Annotated in this window: 11 protein-coding genes, 1 tRNA gene and 1 pseudogene; 8 read left to right on the top strand and 5 right to left on the bottom strand. The window is 43.7% G+C overall.

The window, feature by feature from the left end; translation table 11 throughout:
* Positions 1-5: 5 nt before the first annotated feature.
* Together QUD05_RS18640 and QUD05_RS18635 are read right to left on the bottom strand one after the other, a co-directional pair.
* Positions 6-1,781 (bottom strand): tetratricopeptide repeat protein, encoded by a 1,776-nt coding sequence (locus tag QUD05_RS18640; protein ID WP_289797379.1) that lies wholly within the window; start codon positions 1,779-1,781, stop codon positions 6-8.
* On the bottom strand, positions 1,781-3,070 hold the full coding sequence (locus QUD05_RS18635) for an AAA family ATPase (protein WP_289797378.1): 1,290 nt from the start codon (positions 3,068-3,070) through the stop codon (positions 1,781-1,783). Before QUD05_RS18635 ends, QUD05_RS18640 begins: the two co-directional genes overlap by 1 nt.
* 244 nt (positions 3,071-3,314) lie before the next feature.
* Here QUD05_RS18635 and sat point away from each other — a divergent pair, with 244 nt between their 5' ends.
* Together sat and QUD05_RS18625 are read left to right on the top strand one after the other, a co-directional pair.
* Positions 3,315-4,493, top strand: coding sequence for a sulfate adenylyltransferase (gene sat / locus QUD05_RS18630; protein ID WP_289797377.1), 1,179 nt, complete (start codon positions 3,315-3,317; stop codon positions 4,491-4,493).
* Between the two features lie 223 nt (positions 4,494-4,716).
* Positions 4,717-6,828, top strand: a complete 2,112-nt coding sequence (locus QUD05_RS18625; RefSeq protein WP_289797376.1) for a caspase family protein — start codon at positions 4,717-4,719, stop codon at positions 6,826-6,828.
* A gap of 156 nt (positions 6,829-6,984) precedes the next feature.
* On the opposite strand, the pseudogene hisC reads toward QUD05_RS18625, so the two are convergent.
* A pseudogene (gene hisC / locus QUD05_RS18620) lies at positions 6,985-8,033 on the bottom strand (histidinol-phosphate transaminase).
* A gap of 130 nt (positions 8,034-8,163) precedes the next feature.
* On the opposite strand from hisC, the gene QUD05_RS18615 reads away from it, so the two are divergent.
* Positions 8,164-8,928 carry a methyltransferase domain-containing protein gene (locus QUD05_RS18615; protein WP_289797375.1) on the top strand — a complete coding sequence of 255 codons (765 nt, stop codon included), beginning with the start codon at positions 8,164-8,166 and terminating at the stop codon, positions 8,926-8,928.
* Between the two features lie 41 nt (positions 8,929-8,969).
* On the opposite strand, the gene QUD05_RS18610 is transcribed toward QUD05_RS18615, so the two are convergent.
* Both QUD05_RS18610 and QUD05_RS18600 read right to left on the bottom strand, forming a co-directional pair.
* Positions 8,970-9,041 (bottom strand) — tRNA-Val (locus QUD05_RS18610).
* A 348-nt stretch (positions 9,042-9,389) separates the two neighbouring features.
* Positions 9,390-9,878, bottom strand: coding sequence for a DUF1499 domain-containing protein (locus QUD05_RS18600; protein WP_289797374.1), 489 nt, complete (start codon positions 9,876-9,878; stop codon positions 9,390-9,392).
* Between the two features lie 413 nt (positions 9,879-10,291).
* On the opposite strand from QUD05_RS18600, the gene QUD05_RS18595 reads away from it, so the two are divergent.
* The 5 genes from QUD05_RS18595 (at position 10,292) to opcA (ending at position 16,590) form a co-directional block, all read left to right on the top strand.
* On the top strand, positions 10,292-10,555 hold the full coding sequence (locus QUD05_RS18595; protein WP_289797373.1) for a hypothetical protein: 264 nt from the start codon (positions 10,292-10,294) through the stop codon (positions 10,553-10,555).
* 322 nt (positions 10,556-10,877) lie between these two features.
* Positions 10,878-11,927 (top strand): class 1 fructose-bisphosphatase, encoded by a 1,050-nt coding sequence (gene fbp, locus QUD05_RS18590; protein WP_094347243.1) that lies wholly within the window; start codon positions 10,878-10,880, stop codon positions 11,925-11,927.
* A 309-nt stretch (positions 11,928-12,236) separates the two neighbouring features.
* A complete protein-coding gene (gene tal, locus QUD05_RS18585; RefSeq protein ID WP_289800004.1) occupies positions 12,237-13,382 on the top strand; it encodes a transaldolase in 1,146 nt (381 codons plus the stop codon).
* 125 nt (positions 13,383-13,507) lie between these two features.
* Complete coding sequence (gene zwf, locus QUD05_RS18580; RefSeq protein ID WP_289797372.1) at positions 13,508-15,037, top strand: glucose-6-phosphate dehydrogenase; 1,530 nt, start codon at positions 13,508-13,510, stop codon at positions 15,035-15,037.
* Positions 15,038-15,213: 176 nt separating this feature from the next.
* Positions 15,214-16,590, top strand: coding sequence for a glucose-6-phosphate dehydrogenase assembly protein OpcA (gene opcA / locus QUD05_RS18575; RefSeq protein ID WP_289797371.1), 1,377 nt, complete (start codon positions 15,214-15,216; stop codon positions 16,588-16,590).
* Positions 16,591-16,847 lie beyond the last annotated feature (257 nt).

Genomic DNA, 16,847 nt, shown 5'->3' with positions numbered 1-16,847 from the left:
TTGACTCAGCGACGCCCCACTAGAGCAATCACTATACCACCCACGAACATAACAACAAAAAACAATTTTTTTACCCACGGCTGCTGGATAAATTGCATAAATCTCTCTTTTAGTCCGCGTCTTGGTTTATGTGTAGAGTTGATTTCGTCTATGCGAGTCTGGGCGTATTTTTGAATTGGTGCATAGTTAATGGTGCTGGCGAGTTTAGCCGCATCAGTTAAGGAATTAATTGCGGCTTCTGAGTCTCCCATATTTAACTGGAGATTGGCGATAAAATATGCCAGATTACGACTTTGACTGTAGATACTGTCAATTTGGATGTAGAGGTTTTGTGCTTGCTGGAGATATTCTAGTGCTTGCTGGGGATTTTCTTGCAACTTACCGAATTCTTGCAGGATGTTAGCTTCCCCCAAGCGATCGCCAATCTGGCGGTAAGATGATAAAGCGATTTCGTAACGTTGTAATGCTTCATCACGTCGGTTGAGGAACTGCAATACATCGCCGATAGCTTTTAATGTATTCGCTTCTCCCAAGCGAGAACCAGTGTCGTGGTAAAATGACAAAGCGGTTTCGTAAGCTTGTAACGCTTCATCACGTCGGTCGAGGAACCGCAATACATCGCCGATAGCTATTAATGTATTAGCTTCCCCCAAGCGAGAACCAGTGTCGCGGTAAAATGACCAAGCGGTTTCGTAAGCTTGTAACGCTTCATCACTGCGTTTGAGGAACTGCAATACATCGCCCATAGCTCTTAATGTATTAGCTTCCCCCAAGCGATCGCCTATTTCCTGGTAAAATAACGAAGCGGTTTTGTAGCGTTGTAATGCTTCATCACGTCGGTCGAGGAACTGCAAAACATCGCCGATAGATTTTAATGTATTAGCTTCCCCTTGCTTGTCGCCTATTTCCTGGTAAATTAAGAGTGCCTGTTCATAAAAATCATGAGCTAGTTTGACCTCATTTTTAAATTCAAAATAGAGATTTCCTAACTTTTCTAAGCTACTAGCTAAATCAGCCTTTAACCCCAACTTTGTTTGCAAGGCGATTGCCTTTTGATATGCCTTAATTGCCAATTGGCGTTCTTGCGGACTGTCATAGCGCTGTTGATAAGCTTCTGCCAAGCTCTCATAAAGCGTTGCTAGTAATGGCGCTTCCTTCTCTTGAGCTTCAATTTGCTCAATTAGTCGTAAAATTTCTTCTAGAGGTAAACGGCCTGCTTCCTCTGATACCGTATTTGATATATGTTGTGAAACATTCGCGCTTGCTAATTCTTGAGGTACAGACTCGCTTTTAAACCAAAACACCCCACCCCGCCAGCTCCAAAAATCCGGCGCTTTTTCCACCAAGCGAACCAACATTGGTTCAGTTAACCACAACACAATCGGAAAGCGAAATTGTCGCAGTGCTTCTCTTGTCCATTGTAAATAGCCAAAAAACCTGTCTTCCTCTGATTTAGGCGCGTCTAGCTTTACCGACAGCAACTTATCTATACCTAATACTGTAATTACCGCCGGATTATCCTGTTGTAAATCTGGCTCTGCCTCTATTAACTGCGCTACGGCATAGCGTAAACTAGGGTCTTGATTGCGTACCCCTATCCGATAGGTAAGAAAGTCCTGCTGTTTGAGTTCAGTTTCGTATTGCTGAATGAGGTCTTCGCGTAAATTGCTGTCATTGCAAACTGCAATTAGCAAGTTTAGAATACCCTGGCTAGCTTCTATGGCTACGATTAACTTCTGATAATTCCGTTGATTTTCTGCTTTTGTATCATTAGTTAACATTATTTAATCAACTGCTTACGCTTGAGTATCTCCACCACAATGGGATGCACGTCGTACCACAAATCATCATTCTCATACTCCAGCACGTATAATCCATGCAGCAGCGAGAGAAAATCCTCACTTTCAGCATCTTTGGGTGTGAGATTTTCGTATGTCGTTACTAATATACTACTCAAATTTTCACCCAAGGGGCGGGCAAATTCATTCCGCAAATCTTTGACTGCTAATTGCAGAACTTCTTGATTAATCTTGATATCCGAGCGTTCTGGTTCAGAACGAATCAGCAATAAACACTGAGAGCAACATTCTCTAGCTATTCGCACCAATTCTCGCACTACACCGCCGCTAGTAAGGACAATTTGCCTTGCAGTTTCCGGTTCAATTAATTCCTGTGGAATCCGCTTTTGAAGAATTTGCAAAAACAAGTTAATCAGTTGTTCCTTGGGTACTCCATCGGGTTTGCGGCTATCTCCTGGATTGAAGAACTTACAGACAGCCATCAGATATATCTTAGGCACAACTGATTGGAGAATGGGAAGTAATTGAGTGTTACGAATTGCCGAAATAGGAATTGTATAGATAATCTGAAACTTAGGTAGAAATAAAGAATTAATATTATTTTTATAAATATCTTCAACCAAGGCCAAATCCAGCTTATCCAAGTCATCAATGACGATCAGAACTTGCTTACCAGTAGCAGCTTGAATGATAGAGGCAATTTCATCAGCTTTGCGAGCGAGTTCAGAAACCTTACGTTCGTAAGTCTTTTTAATTTCTTCCCGAAACGTCGCTTCATTTTTGAGCTTGGCAGTAAGAATTTTTAGGAAATCACCACCCATTCCTATCTCATATTTTAAGTCTCTGGTAACTGTTTCTGTCTGAGTAGTAGTAAACCATTCTAAAAGAGATTTTTCAATATCTTTGGAGATTTCTATTTCAGATTGAGTGGCTTGACTCAAGAGAGTTAAAGTAATAGCATACAAAATATTGACATGGTTAACATCTGACATTTCAATCAAGTCAGAAACAGAAAAGAAAGCAACAAAATATCCCTGCCGCTTCATTTTTTTAGCAAATTTTGCCAGCAGACTAGACTTGCCACAACCGCGATGTCCGGCAAACATGATTTTGCCATTAAACGGTGCATCTTCAACAGCTTGCTCTAAGCGGGCAATTGTCTCATTAGCAAAATCAACCCGAAACGCTTCCATCTGCCTCGTTGTGATGAGCGGAAATAGTTCTAAATCCTGATACGCTTGACGAAACTTTTCCAGCAGAGATTTGTTCATGTTCATCATTCCGGCTATGTTTTGATTATCATAGCCAATTCTGACATTACTGCTGACACAACAACGCACACAAAAAAGCAGCAACAAAAGTATTTAGAAAGTATTTAATAATTTCTTTGCGTCCGCGCAGTTTATCTTAGTTTGTCCCATGCCCCATCCCAAACTCTTTTTCTCTACGTACCAGCATTTGATAAGTTAGTACATAATCTGAAACAATAACAGTAAAAGCAGAGAGGGGATTACGTTGAGTCACAATCCAGATGCCATAGCCCCCCACGGTGGACAGTTGGTTAACCGTATCGCCACACCAGAACAAAGAGCAGAGTTTCTCTCAAAAGCTGACTTTTTGCCGCGAGTGGAACTAGACGATCGCGCCGTTTCTGATCTAGAAATGATTGCGATCGGTGCTTTTAGTCCGCTGACGGGTTTTATGAACCAGGAAGACTACGATCGCACTGTCACAGAAATGCGATTAGCTAACGGTCTTGTGTGGTCAATCCCGATTACACTATCGGTAAGCGAAGAAGTAGCTTCCCCCTTACAAGAAGGCGGCTTAATCCGTCTGGATAACTCCAGAGGCGAATTTATCGGAGTTTTGCAACTCACCCAAAAGTATAACTACGACAAAACCCGCGAAGCAATCAAAGTCTACCGCACTGATGATGTCAAACATCCCGGTGTGCAGGTACTCTATAACCAAGGTACTGTACATCTGGCGGGTGATATTTGGTTGTTGCAACGCGAACCTCATCCCCAGTTTCCCACTTATCAAATCGATCCAGCTGCCTCACGGCAACTATTTAAAGACAAGGGTTGGAAAACCATCGTCGGCTTTCAAACTCGCAACCCCATCCACCGCGCCCATGAATATATTCAAAAGTGCGCTTTAGAAATCGTTGATGGTCTATTTTTGCACCCATTAGTCGGGGCGACAAAAGAAGATGATATTGCCGCTGACGTGCGGATGCGCTGCTATGAAATTTTGCTGGAACATTATTACCCATTAGACAGAGTAAGTTTGGCAATCAATCCCGCCGCAATGCGTTATGCTGGGCCTCGTGAGGCTATATTCCATGCTTTAGTCCGCAAAAACTACGGCTGTACTCACTTTATCGTCGGACGAGATCATGCTGGTGTCGGTGACTATTACGGCACTTACGACGCTCAATACATCTTTGATGAATTTGAACCAAGTGAATTAGGCATTGTGCCGATGAAATTTGAACACGCTTTCTACTGCACGCGCACTAAGCAGATGGCAACATCTAAAACCAGTCCCAGCAGGCCAGAAGAACGTATTCACCTATCAGGGACAAAAGTTAGGGAAATGTTGCGGCGCGGTGAATTACCTCCACCAGAATTTTCTCGTCCAGAGGTAGCAGCAGAATTGGCGCGGGCAATGCGAATAGAAGTACCAGCTTAGGGTGTTGGGCAAAACAGTTCCGAGTGCTGAGTGGTGAGTTAGGAGTTAGGAGTGAAGAGTTAGGAGTTACGAATTCTCCCCCTGCTCCCCTGCTCCTTGGTCACTGAGCGTAGCCGAAGTGCTGCTCCCCTGCCCTGCTCCGCTCCCCACGTTTTTGTAACTTTACAATACAGAGTTCAGCCCTGTAAGCTGCTAACTGATAGCTGAGGGCTGATAGCTAATTATGAAACGTCGCACGTTTTTAGAGAGAATTGGCTCAATACTGGCGGTATTGGGGATAACTGAAGCTGAGTGGTTGTCTTTAGGAAATCGCTATTATCAGGCTTTGGCACAACCCAGTCCGCGTAAGTTGGCATTGTTAATAGGTATTAACCAATACCAAAAAATTCCAGCCCTCAGTGGTTGTCTGACGGATGTGGAACTACAAAGAGAACTTTTGATTCATCGCTTTGGTTTCCAAGGGTCAGATATCCTAACTTTAACTGAGGAACAAGCTAGTAGGGAATTGATTGAGGCGGCTTTTTTGGATCGTTTGGGTAAGCAAGCTAAACTCGATGATGTGGTCGTCTTTCACTTTAGCGGTTATGGCAGTCGTGTCAAATTAGAGACATCGCCAGATACAATGCAAAACGCTCTGGTGCCAACTAATGCCATTTCAGAATCACAAGACGAGAAAATAGTCAACTATATATTAGAAGAAACTCTACTGCTATTATTGCGATCGCTCCCTACAAATCGAGTCACAGCAGTATTAGATACTAGCTATTATGCGCCAACCCCAGTATTAGGATTAAAAAGTCGCGCCCTTCCAGAATCAGTAAAAGCAAAGCTAGCAGCAGAAGAACTAGACTTTCTCCAACAACTTAAAACTCAAAAGTTATCTAGCACGCCGATTGTCTTAGCAGCTACCTCAAATCCCAAGCAGTCTGCCAGGGAAGGACTCTTTTCTGGTTTTAGTGCTGGGTTATTTACTTACGTCTTGACGCAGTATTTGTGGGAATTCACCCCAACTACCAGAATTCAAGTCGCTCTCTCCTATATGGAAAATTCTCTATCCAAATTGGGTAGTAAACAGCAACCAGCGTTATTAAGTAGTCAGAAAAATCAACATTTAACGTCTCTACCGCCAGACAATATTATTGGTGCAGAAGGCGCGGTGACAGCCATTGAAGAAGACGGCAAAACAGTCCAGCTGTGGTTAGCAGGATTACCGCCACAAGTGCTGCTATACTACGGAGTGAATTCTCGATTTACCTTAGCAACAACAACAGAAGAATTAGTATTGCGATCGCGGACTGGGTTAACAGCAAAAGCGCAAATTACCCAAATAGAAGGTGCAAATCCCCTACAAATCGGGCAACTTGTCCAAGAAGCAGTCCGGGTTTTACCCCGAAATATTAATTTAATAATTGCTCTGGATACTGGATTGGAAAGAATTGAGCGGGTAGACGCTACAAGTGCCTTTGCTGCATTTCCCCATGTCTCTACCGTAGTCGCAGGGGAAAAACCAGCTGATTATTTATTTGCCAAACTACAGCAAACACCTAGTCGCTATGGTTTATTTTCTCTTGGTGGCGAACTAATTTCCAATGCCACTGGGGAACCAGGAGAAGCTGTAAAATTAACAGTGCAAAAGTTAGCGCCAAAATTATCAACCTTGTTAGCAGCTAAATTATGGCGACTGACAGAAAATCAAGGTTCTTCCCGCTTGGCTCTCAAGGCAACCTTAGAAATAATTACCAACATATCGCCTCGCGTTATCATACAGCGCGAAACAGTACGAACTTGCACAACAGAAACTTCGATTCAAAAATCACTCCCCACACCGATTGTCCCTATCGGTAGTCGAATGCAATATCGGGTAGAAAACCAGAGCGATCGCCCAGTATATTTAATCTTGCTGGGATTAAATAATAATCATACAGCGATCGCCTTGTATTCTTGGGAAACTCCCCAAGAACCAAACACTGCGGACACCAAACCTCTACTTAAAGAAGTCGTCATTGCTCCAGGTGAAACCCTCACTCTACCCCAAACAAATACTGCTTCCGAATGGGTGATTTCAGGGCCCACTTCTGAGTGCGAACACCAACTGATTTTTAGTACTGCCCCCTTTAACGGCACTCTCGCCGCCTTGAACACTGCCAAGTATTCCACAGCCGAAGAAGGGCCAATGAGCCCATTGTTGAATTCCTTAGACGTTGTACAAGCCTTGCTACAAGACTTACATAACGCTAGTGCCCTCAAAACAGAGATGAACGTTACAGCAGCCGATTCACATAGCTTGGATGTGAATAATTGGGCAAGTCTTAGCTTTAGTTTTCAAGTGTTGTAAGTTAATGTGATTGAAGAAGAATGCAGAATTCAGAATTCAGAATTCAGAATCAAGAGGTTTTCTACTAGACCCTGCGCTATCTGCTTTTTCGGTCAGAATTCTGACTCCTGACTCCTGTTCGATAGACCTGCCTTATTTTTAAGGCAGGTCTGATAATTAAAGATTTGTAGTTAGTGCGTCTAATAAAGCCTGATTTTGCTCATCTGTCCCAACAGTGATGCGTAATTTATCATCTAGTCCAGGCTGCTTGAAATAGCGAATTAAAATTCCCTGTTCCTTGAGTTTTTGATAGAGATATTCTGCGTTTCCTTCTCTTGGCTGTGCCAGCAAAAAGTTAGCTTCGGAATCCCAGATATGAAAACCTAATTGTTTCAAGTCTGTTGCTAACTTAGTCCGTGATGCTTTAATCTTGGCTACACAAGCATTTTTATAAGCTTGGTCAGTGATAGCAGCTGTACCAATTGCACAAGCGATCGCATCAATGTTATAGCTATCTTTAACCTTAAACAATCCCTGCAACAGTTTGGGATTCGCCACCCCAAAGCCCAATCGCAATCCTGCTAACGAGTACCCCTTAGATAGTGTCCGAAGCACAATGACGTTTTCGTATTCCTTAACCAAAGCCAATGCATTCTCTTCGGTAAAATCTATGTATGCTTCATCAATCACTAAAACTCCAGATAACTGACTGGCTAATTTTCGCAAATCATTTGTTGCCACCACATGCCCCGATGGGCTATTGGGCGACGCAATAAATGTTACCGCCCCATTGGCAGCAACTAATTCTTCCTTTGGTAAACTGTAATCTTTGCTGTAGGGAATCTCAATAATTTCCGCCGCTTGCATTTCTGTTAATGTGCGATATAGGACGTAAGTAGGCATCGGATAAACTACCTTCTTCCCAGGTTCAGCACAGGCTCGAATTACCACACTCAACAATTCGTCACTGCCATTTCCGACAATTATCCAATCACTAGGAACTCCTAAAACTTTACTTGCAGCTTCCCGGAACTCCCCCCGAAAGGTTCTGGATACCGCCGCAACCAATCACCATCAATATTTCGTAGCACAGCTAAAGCCGCAGGAGAAGGAGGATAGGGGTTCTCATTGCTGTTAAGTTTAATAATTTGTGTACCGCGTCGAGGCTGCTCACCGGGAATGTAGCTAGCCATTGCATCAACATTAGAGCGAAAGTAGTTGGTCATAGGGACATGGTAAATTGGGTTGGGATCTCTACGATAGTTACTGAGCGGCTGGTGAGCGGAGTCGAATGCCATACCACTTTATAAATTACGAATTACGAATTACGAATTACGAATTACGAATTATAAAAATATGCCAGATAAATGGAATCCAGAACTATACGAACGATTTCAAGCTGAAAGAAGTCGTCCATTCTACGACTTGGTAGACATGGTACATCGGCAAGAAAACTTACGAGTTCTTGATTTAGGGTGTGGAACCGGAAACTTAACTAAATATCTGCATGAAACGCTAGCAGCACAGGAGACTTTAGGGATAGATGCTTCTGAGAAAATGCTGCAAAAGGCGCGTCAGTTTACAGGCAATGGACTACGGTTTGAGCAAAGACGGATTGAGGAAAACCCAGGAGATGGGGAGTTTGATGTGATTTTTTCTAATGCGGCATTGCAGTGGTTGACGGGACATGAGGTTTTATTTGAGAAATTGCGGGCAAAACTACGACCTGGTGGACAGCTTGCCGTACAAATACCAACGATGGATAGTGAGCCAGTGCATCAGATAGCAGTTAAGACTGCACATGAATTCAGTCAAGAATTAAAAGGATATGTGCGCCGCTTAGAGGTACTTCCCCCAGAAACATATGCCCGAATGCTTTATAAATTGGGGTTTGTCAAGCAGGAAGTCAAGCTTCAAATTTATGGGCATGTGTTGCCCTCACGAGAAGCCGTGGTGGAGTGGTATCGCGGGACATTGCTAACGGCTTATGAGTCCCAACTGGATGCCCAAACCTATGAGCGATTTGTGGAACGCTATCAGCAGAAGTTATTCGAGTTGCTAGAGGATGAGCGTCCGTTCTTTTTCCCCTACAAGCGCATCTTAATGTGGGGGCGTATTTAAGAAACTGAAGCTAGTTAGCTGAAAACCTTACTGTGTATAAGTGGGCGATACTGGATTTGAACCAGTGACCCCATCCGTGTGAAGGATGTGCGCTACCCCTGTGCTAATCGCCCAAGACATTTTATATTACCATAATTTACTAAATAGCAAGGTAAGTTGAAATGCCAAAGGCTTAGTTGTTGCGCCTACACTTTTAACGTCATTTTTCATCATTGCCGTATGTCACGCAAGGACTGTCAATTATAAGTGCTGGCTCAAATGAATTGCAGAAAATGACCCTAGAACAATTAACCCCAAATTCGTCAGGGTGAATGCACGTTATCGCTTCTTCTACTAAGACATGGAAAGCACAATCATTGCAGATAGTCTGACATTTCTCCACTAAGTATATAAGTATAAATTATTTAAATGGTATTGCGATCGCACCTCAATCAGTTAAATAAGAAGGAGTAGCGACAAAATCAAATGTTTAAATCGCGTAGAGCCAGACGAATCTGCTCGGCTCGTCTGCGGTTGACACCGAGATCGGATTCTCCCACGCGAGAAGCCGAGCGCAGATGAATTACTGACTCATTAGGAGGTAAATAAAATTCTACATCATCAACAAATTGAAAGATGCGGCTTTTAGAAAGAGCATGGATGTAATTATCTGTTTGTTCTACAATTTCTGTACGCGGAACAACACCGATAACTTTTAGTAAGATTTCTCTAGCTGCATTACGGTCTACATGATAAGGAATCGGGTCGATAGCGTGTTTGGCATCTGCGTTTTGACTGACAACACAGTTGTCTGAAGCTGGACAAGAACTCAGATGACCGTTCTCAACTCCCAAGCTAGAAGCAGCCCAACTAGCCCCAGGAAGTATTAAACTACTAATCAAAGTTAAGAGTATTGCAAAAGCGATACTCCGTAATAATTTCTGCCGGAACGCTGTTAGTAGACGGGACATAATAAATTTACTCCTTTTGTTCGGTTCTTTCGGGTGAGTACTGCCAGTTGCCTGTTCGCTCTACAGATTATCATTTATCCAGCCACACTCTGAGTTTGGGCAATCACAATAGACTTCTTGGCATTTGTCGGGGAAAGGTAAAGGTTTTGTATTTTCCCCTTCCCCTTTAACCTNNNCCCTGTTCCGACGAGAGTGCAAAAAGCACTTTTGCAAGAAGTGCCTTGTGCTATTGTTGCTGCCAATAAGGGAATCAAACCAAAAAGTGACCAATAATTCAGATTTCCATTGACTACGAACCCAAAATCATTAACAGGGGTTGCGACTGCATTCCCTGGTGATTCCAGCTTTGACTCGGAAGAATTAGCTGGTATCGGCTTTGTTGTGGCCAATATTAGAAAGTTTGATGGTTGTAGATGAACATAGGAATAATCCAGCCTTACAGTAACGGGTTTTTAGAAGTTATACCAGAGAGCGATTATTGGCAGATTGCAGCTATACACATCAATGGCCAAGCCTACTGCCCTACTCCTCAGCTTTATCGTTCAGAAAAAGTAGCATTAGCAAAAGCAACACAAATTTATGATTGGATAGCTGACCACGAACACCAAATCAGTGATGAGGCTTACTACTGCTCTGAGTTGAAACTCATCCTATGGCAGCAACCAAAAGTATCTTAGTTAACCAGAGAGATTGCTTGCCTTGGGCAAATCTGATAGTAGTTTTGTATTAATGTTTCAGAGTAAACTTTAGTCCCTGCCGCAAATGTGGGGATTTTAGTTTGTTGATAGGATGTGTAAACATACCTGCCCTGTTGAAAAAGTCGTGTTAAGTGGAAGTAGCTAGCTCTGTGTGCAGGGGTCACTGAAGATTCATTTCTTTAGTTTATCTAAAGTCGCATCTAAGTTATCAAATTACCTTTCTAAGATAGAAGCAGCAACTATAAGTTGCTATAGATGACTAAAACCCAATCAACAGCTAGTGGCTGCGGAGAACATAAAAATGACTAAAGCGCCGGAATCTTTAGACTTATCTGCCTACGATGCTACAGACAGAGCCTTAGATCGTGACTGTACAACTTTATCCCGTCACGTCCTCCAACAACTTCAGAGTTTTTCGCCAGATGCACAGGATTTGAGTGCGTTGATGAATCGCATCGCCCTGGCCGGAAAACTGGTGGCTCGTCGTATGAGTCGCGCCGGTTTAATGGAAGGCGTTCTCGGATTCACTGGAGAAGTTAATGTCCAAGGCGAATCTGTCAAAAAGATGGATGTCTACGCCAATGATGTATTTATCTCAGTGTTTAAGCAAAGCGGCTTAGTCTGTCGCCTCGCGTCTGAGGAAATGGAAAATCCTTATTACATCCCGGAAAATTGCCCCATTGGGCGTTATACCCTGCTGTATGACCCAATTGATGGCTCATCCAACACTGATAATAATCTCAGCTTAGGTTCCATTTTCGCCATTCGCCAACAAGAAGGAACTGATAGCGATGGTAAGGCAACTGACCTGCTCACTAACGGACGTAAGCAACTTGCTGCCGGATACATCCTCTATGGCCCCTGCACGATGCTGGTTTATACTATAGGTAAGGGCGTTCATTCTTTTGTTCTTGACCCCAGCTTAGGAGAGTTTATTCTCACAGAAGAAAATATCCGCATTCCTAACCACGGTTCTGTTTACAGCGTGAACGAGGGTAACTTTTGGCAGTGGGAAGAATCGATTCGAGAATACATTCGCTACGTTCACCGCACAGAAGGCTACAGCGCTCGTTATAGCGGCGCAATGGTGAGCGACATCCATAGAATTTTGGTTCAAGGCGGCGTGTTTCTCTACCCAGGCACAATTCAAAACCCTGAAGGAAAATTACGCTTGCTTTATGAAACGGCTCCTCTCGCCTTTTTGATTGAGCAAGCAGGTGGCCGTGCTACTACAGGACTGGTCAATATCTTGGATGTGGTGCCAAAAAAACTGCATCAGCGCACGCCTTTAATTATTGGTAGCAAAGAGGATGTCGCAAAGGTGGAGTCTTTTATTCAAAACGGACACTAGAAGACAATTCGTAATTCGTAATTCGTAATTCGTAATTACTGTTACGTAAGGATTTTAGACCTTTGATAAGAGTGACTTATTTTCTCTGTGCTGTACTCTCATCTGCCATTAATTAAACGTTAATCATGGTGATTTAGGATTGGGGATGCAAAATAGCGCTTTTTGAAGATCAATTAAGGATTATCTCAGCTTAGCCGATGCAATAAGTAATTGGCAACGCCACAATTCAAAAGTAACCATCAATATTTGATGCGTTTTGCCAAATTTACTTAGAAGCATCACTATACAGGAGTGAAACAAATTAGAGCTATGTCTACCAATCATCTACTAGAAATTAACCAATACGGTCAAAGTATCTGGATGGATAATTTGAGCCGTGACATTATTCAATCAGGTGAACTCAAAAACTTGGTTGAAAATCAAGGTATATCTGGGATTACTTCTAACCCAGCTATCTTTGAAAAAGCGATCGCTGGTAACGTTATTTATGATGCCGATATCGAAGCCGGAGTTCGGGCTGGCTTACCGACATACAAAATTTACGAATCCCTAGTTTTTGCAGATATCCGTAATGCCTGTGATATTTTACGCCCTGTTTATGAAGCCTCAAATAGACTAGATGGTTATGTGAGTATTGAAGTACCGCCAACCATTGCCCATGATACTGAAGCAACCATAACCGAAGCCCGCCGCTATTTCCAAGAAATTGGTCGGGAAAATCTGATGATTAAAATTCCCGGTACAGAACCTGGTTTGCCAGCAGTAGAACAGGTAATATCCGAAGGGATGAATGTTAATATTACGCTGCTGTTTTCTGTAGAAAGCTATATAAACACAGCAATGGCTTATATTCGGGGCTTAGAAAAACGGTTGGCTGAGGGTAAAGACATTAGTAAAATTGCTTCAGTCGCTAGTTTCTTCCTCAGCCGGATCGATAGCAACATTGACGGCAAGATTGATGCTAAGTTGAAAAAAGGCGTTGATGATATTGCTGTGGAAGCAAAGCTAAGAGCTGTTAAAGGAAAAGTAGCGATCGCTAACGCTAAGATTGCGTATCAAGAATACAAGAAAATCATTAGAAGTGAGCGTTGGCAAGATTTGGCAGCAAAAGGGGCTACAGTACAACGGCTACTTTGGGCTAGCACCAGCACCAAAGACCCCAACTACAGAGATGTGATGTATATCGAAGAGTTGGTCGGCCATGATACCGTCAACACCGTACCACCAGCGACCATTAAAGCTTGTGCCGATCATTGTAACGTAGGCGATCGCTTAGAAACAGATTTAGATAACGCTTACACGCTGATCGAAAACCTCAAAGATCCCGACATCAACATCGATCTCGATAACGTCATGGATGAACTGTTAGTCGATGGTATTGACAAGTTTATCCAGCCCTTCCAGTCCTTGATGAACTCTTTAGAAGACAAGATCAAGGTATTGTCACCAGTGTAGGGAACAGAAGAGGGGAAAAGGTTAAAGGGTAAAGGGTAAAGGTATAGTTCTTCCCCTTTCCCCCTTCCCCTTTCCCCCTTTCCCTTTCCCCAATCCTAGTACCAAATCTAAAATCCAAAATTGTTATGGTTAGTCTGCTAGAAAATCCCTTGCGTGTTGGTCTGCAACAACAACGGATGTCCGAACCCCAGATTATAGTCATTTTTGGCGCTTCTGGCGATCTTACCTGGCGCAAACTAGTGCCAGCACTTTACAAATTGCGGCGAGAACGGCGTATTCCACCAGAAACTACCATTGTCGGTGTAGCACGCAGAGAATGGAGCCATGAGTACTTCCGCGAACAAATGCAAAAAGGCATGGAAGAAGCACATGCCGATGTCGATTTAGGGGAACTCTGGCAAGATTTCTCTCAAGGTCTGTTCTATTGCCCTGGCGATATAGACAACCCCGAAGGCTACCAAAAACTGAAAAACTTATTGAGTGAATTAGACGAAAAGCGGGGCACACGAGGGAATCGAATGTTCTACCTCTCAGTTGCCCCCTCATTCTTTCCCGAAGCGATTAAGCAGCTAGGAACCGCCGGGATGCTAGAAGATCCCTACAAACATCGTCTAGTAATTGAAAAACCTTTTGGTCGGGATTTGGCTTCTGCCCAAAGTCTTAACCAAGTGGTACAGAAATATTGTAAAGAAAACCAAGTATACCGGATTGACCATTACTTGGGTAAAGAAACAGTCCAGAATTTGCTGGTGTTTCGCTTTGCGAATGCGATTTTTGAACCCTTGTGGAATCGTCAATTTGTTGACCACGTGCAAATTACCGTGGCAGAAACCGTGGGAGTGGAAGACCGGGCTGGTTACTATGAAAGCCTAGGCGCATTACGGGATATGTTGCAAAATCACCTCATGCAACTTTACTGTCTAACGGCAATGGAAGCGCCCAATGCAATGGATGCCGACAGCATCCGCACAGAAAAAGTGAAGGTACTCCAAGCTACTCGTTTAGCTGATGTTCACAATCTGTCGCGGTCAGCAGTCCGCGGTCAATATAGTGCTGGTTGGATGAAAGGTCAAGCAGTGCCAGGGTATCGGACAGAACCAGGCGTTGATCCCAACTCCACCACACCAACCTACGTCGCCATGAAGTTTTTGGTAGATAACTGGCGCTGGAAAGGTGTTCCTTTCTACTTGCGTACCGGGAAGCGGATGCCGAAAAAAGTCAGCGAGATTGCCATTCACTTCCGCGAAGTTCCATCTCGGATGTTCCAATCTGCCGCCCAACAGTCAAACGCCAATATTTTGACGATGCGGATTCAGCCAAATGAAGGTATTTCCCTGCGTTTTGATGTGAAAATGCCGGGGGCAGAATTCCGTACCCGTTCCGTTGACATGGACTTTAGTTATGGTTCCTTTGGCATCCAAGCAACATCTGATGCCTACGATCGCTTATTCCTTGATTGTATGATGGGCGATCAAACATTGTTCACCCGCGCGGATGAAGTAGAAGCCGCTTGGCAGGTCGTAACGCCAGCCCTTTCCGTTTGGGATGCACCCGCCGACGCCAATACTATTCCCCAATATGAAGCTGGAACCTGGGAACCAACAGAAGCAGAATTCTTAATTAACCAGGATGGCCGTCGCTGGCGCAGACTGTAAAAAGTTAAGAGTGATGAGTTAATAGTTAGGAGTAATAAATTATGAGTTTTTGAGTTAATAATTTCAGTTATTCTAACTCCCAACTCCCAACTCCTAACTCCTAACTCCTAACTCCTAACTTCTCACTTCTAACTCCTAACTGATTCACCAAACAAAGCTGACAACTCAAAACTACTATGGCTCCCCAAGCTTCTACAATTTATTCACTTCAGGCGCCAAAAGATATTTCGCTTAACGAAATAGAAGCGGAACTTAATCAAATTTGGCAAAGTTACGGCATTACTGGCGAGGACGGTGGGCTTCCTGCTGCCACTCGCGCCACAACATTTACCTTAGTGGTTTACGAACCCGAAGAAACCCAGTATCTTTTGGCTACTTTGGGATTTTACAACGGCCCGCTTGACGGAATTTTAGGGCCTCAGATGGTAGCTGCCTTGCGGCAAGTGCAGACAAAATATGCATTGCCCGATACTGGAACAGCAACACCTGAAACTCTGGCTATCTTGAGAGAAGAATTCATCAAACGTCAAGGAAACGGCGCTGCGGGTGACAATGCTTCTATTGAACTTCCCAGCTTAAATGCCCCAAGCCCCAGAATTGCTGATGAAATCGCCCTCCGCAACCCCTGCCGCATCATTGCGCTATTTCCTATTACTGGCGAAGATGAAGGAGTTAAGGCTCAGGTCTCTGCCTATTGCCCCATCCAAAAGCAATCGTCAAGCACACTAATTTGTTGCGAATACATCACTCTCAGTGGAACTGCTGCGGCTTTAGAACGCATCGGTGGGATGATTCCAGCATTGTTGATTGGTGGCTTACCAAAGTTTCTTTGGTGGAAAGCAACACCAGACCCCAACAACACTCTATTCAAACGGTTGTCAGCCGTCTGCAATAATGTGATTGTGGATTCTTGCCGCTTTAATGAGCCAGAAAGTGACTTACTCCACCTCCAAGAATTGGTGGACAGTGGTGTTCCCTTAGCTGACCTGAACTGGCGTCGCCTCTCAGCATGGCAAGAATTGACAGCTGAAGCTTACGACTCACCTCATCGTCGGGCAGCCCTGCGGGAAGTTGACCGAGTAACTATTGATTACGAAAAAGGCAACCCCGCACAAGCATTGCTGTTTTTGGGTTGGTTGGCAAGTCGTTTAGGATGGCAGCCAGTTTCGTATAAAAAGGAAACCGGAGATTATGACATCACTCGCATTAACTTTATTGCTCAAGACCAACGGCAAGTAGAAACCGAATTAGCGGGCGTTCCCCTTGCTGATGTGGGTGAGATTGCTGGCGACTTGATTGCTTTGCGCCTAAGTTCGACCAATCCAAAGGCAGACTGTGGTACAGTAATTTGCTCGGAAACTGGTGGCTGTATGCGGATGGAAACCCACGGTGGCGCTCAATCTGCTGGTCTATTTCAACAGGTGACTTCACTTTCAGAACAAAAGGCGGAAGCATTGCTGAGTCAGCAGGTACAACGCTGGGGTCGTGAGTCGCTTTTTGAAGAAAGTCTGGGAGTGACAGCAAATATTTTCAAATTGGAAACAAATAGTTAGTTTCGCCTGGAAACAATAAAAGTTACCAAAATTGCGAAAATCAAACACAAACTCTTCAGATTTTTGGATATTTCAATAATCTGGAGGGTTTTTCTATTTTCCTTGGAGGCAAGAGACGCGATGAATCGCCGTCAAGACAAAAATCAATCTTTTGTATATAGCGCTTCTCGTTTTGATGGAATACAGTTTGACCTCTCTCCTAAAAGCAGAGAGGCTTTGAATCTTACTCCCCAACGCTAGTAGGGAAGAGGGGCTGG

This window comes from Nostoc sp. GT001, from assembly GCF_030382115.1.
Classification (GTDB): Bacteria; Cyanobacteriota; Cyanobacteriia; order Cyanobacteriales; family Nostocaceae; genus Nostoc.
This window is presented reverse-complemented; position numbering and strand designations above follow the sequence as displayed.

What these genes read in the sequence shown, in the direction of transcription:
- QUD05_RS18635 (WP_289797378.1), bottom strand. Translation starts at nt 3,070, where the DNA reads ATGAACAAATCTCTGCTGGAAAAGTTTCGTCAAGCGTATCAGGATTTA.
- QUD05_RS18640 (WP_289797379.1), bottom strand. Translation starts at nt 1,781, where the DNA reads ATGTTAACTAATGATACAAAAGCAGAAAATCAACGGAATTATCAGAAG.
- opcA (WP_289797371.1), top strand. Translation starts at nt 15,214, where the DNA reads ATGGCTCCCCAAGCTTCTACAATTTATTCACTTCAGGCGCCAAAAGAT.
- tal (WP_289800004.1), top strand. Translation starts at nt 12,237, where the DNA reads ATGTCTACCAATCATCTACTAGAAATTAACCAATACGGTCAAAGTATC.
- QUD05_RS18615 (WP_289797375.1), top strand. Translation starts at nt 8,164, where the DNA reads ATGCCAGATAAATGGAATCCAGAACTATACGAACGATTTCAAGCTGAA.
- QUD05_RS18595 (WP_289797373.1), top strand. Translation starts at nt 10,292, where the DNA reads ATGAACATAGGAATAATCCAGCCTTACAGTAACGGGTTTTTAGAAGTT.
- fbp (WP_094347243.1), top strand. Translation starts at nt 10,878, where the DNA reads ATGACTAAAGCGCCGGAATCTTTAGACTTATCTGCCTACGATGCTACA.
- zwf (WP_289797372.1), top strand. Translation starts at nt 13,508, where the DNA reads ATGGTTAGTCTGCTAGAAAATCCCTTGCGTGTTGGTCTGCAACAACAA.
- QUD05_RS18625 (WP_289797376.1), top strand. Translation starts at nt 4,717, where the DNA reads ATGAAACGTCGCACGTTTTTAGAGAGAATTGGCTCAATACTGGCGGTA.
- QUD05_RS18600 (WP_289797374.1), bottom strand. Translation starts at nt 9,878, where the DNA reads ATGTCCCGTCTACTAACAGCGTTCCGGCAGAAATTATTACGGAGTATC.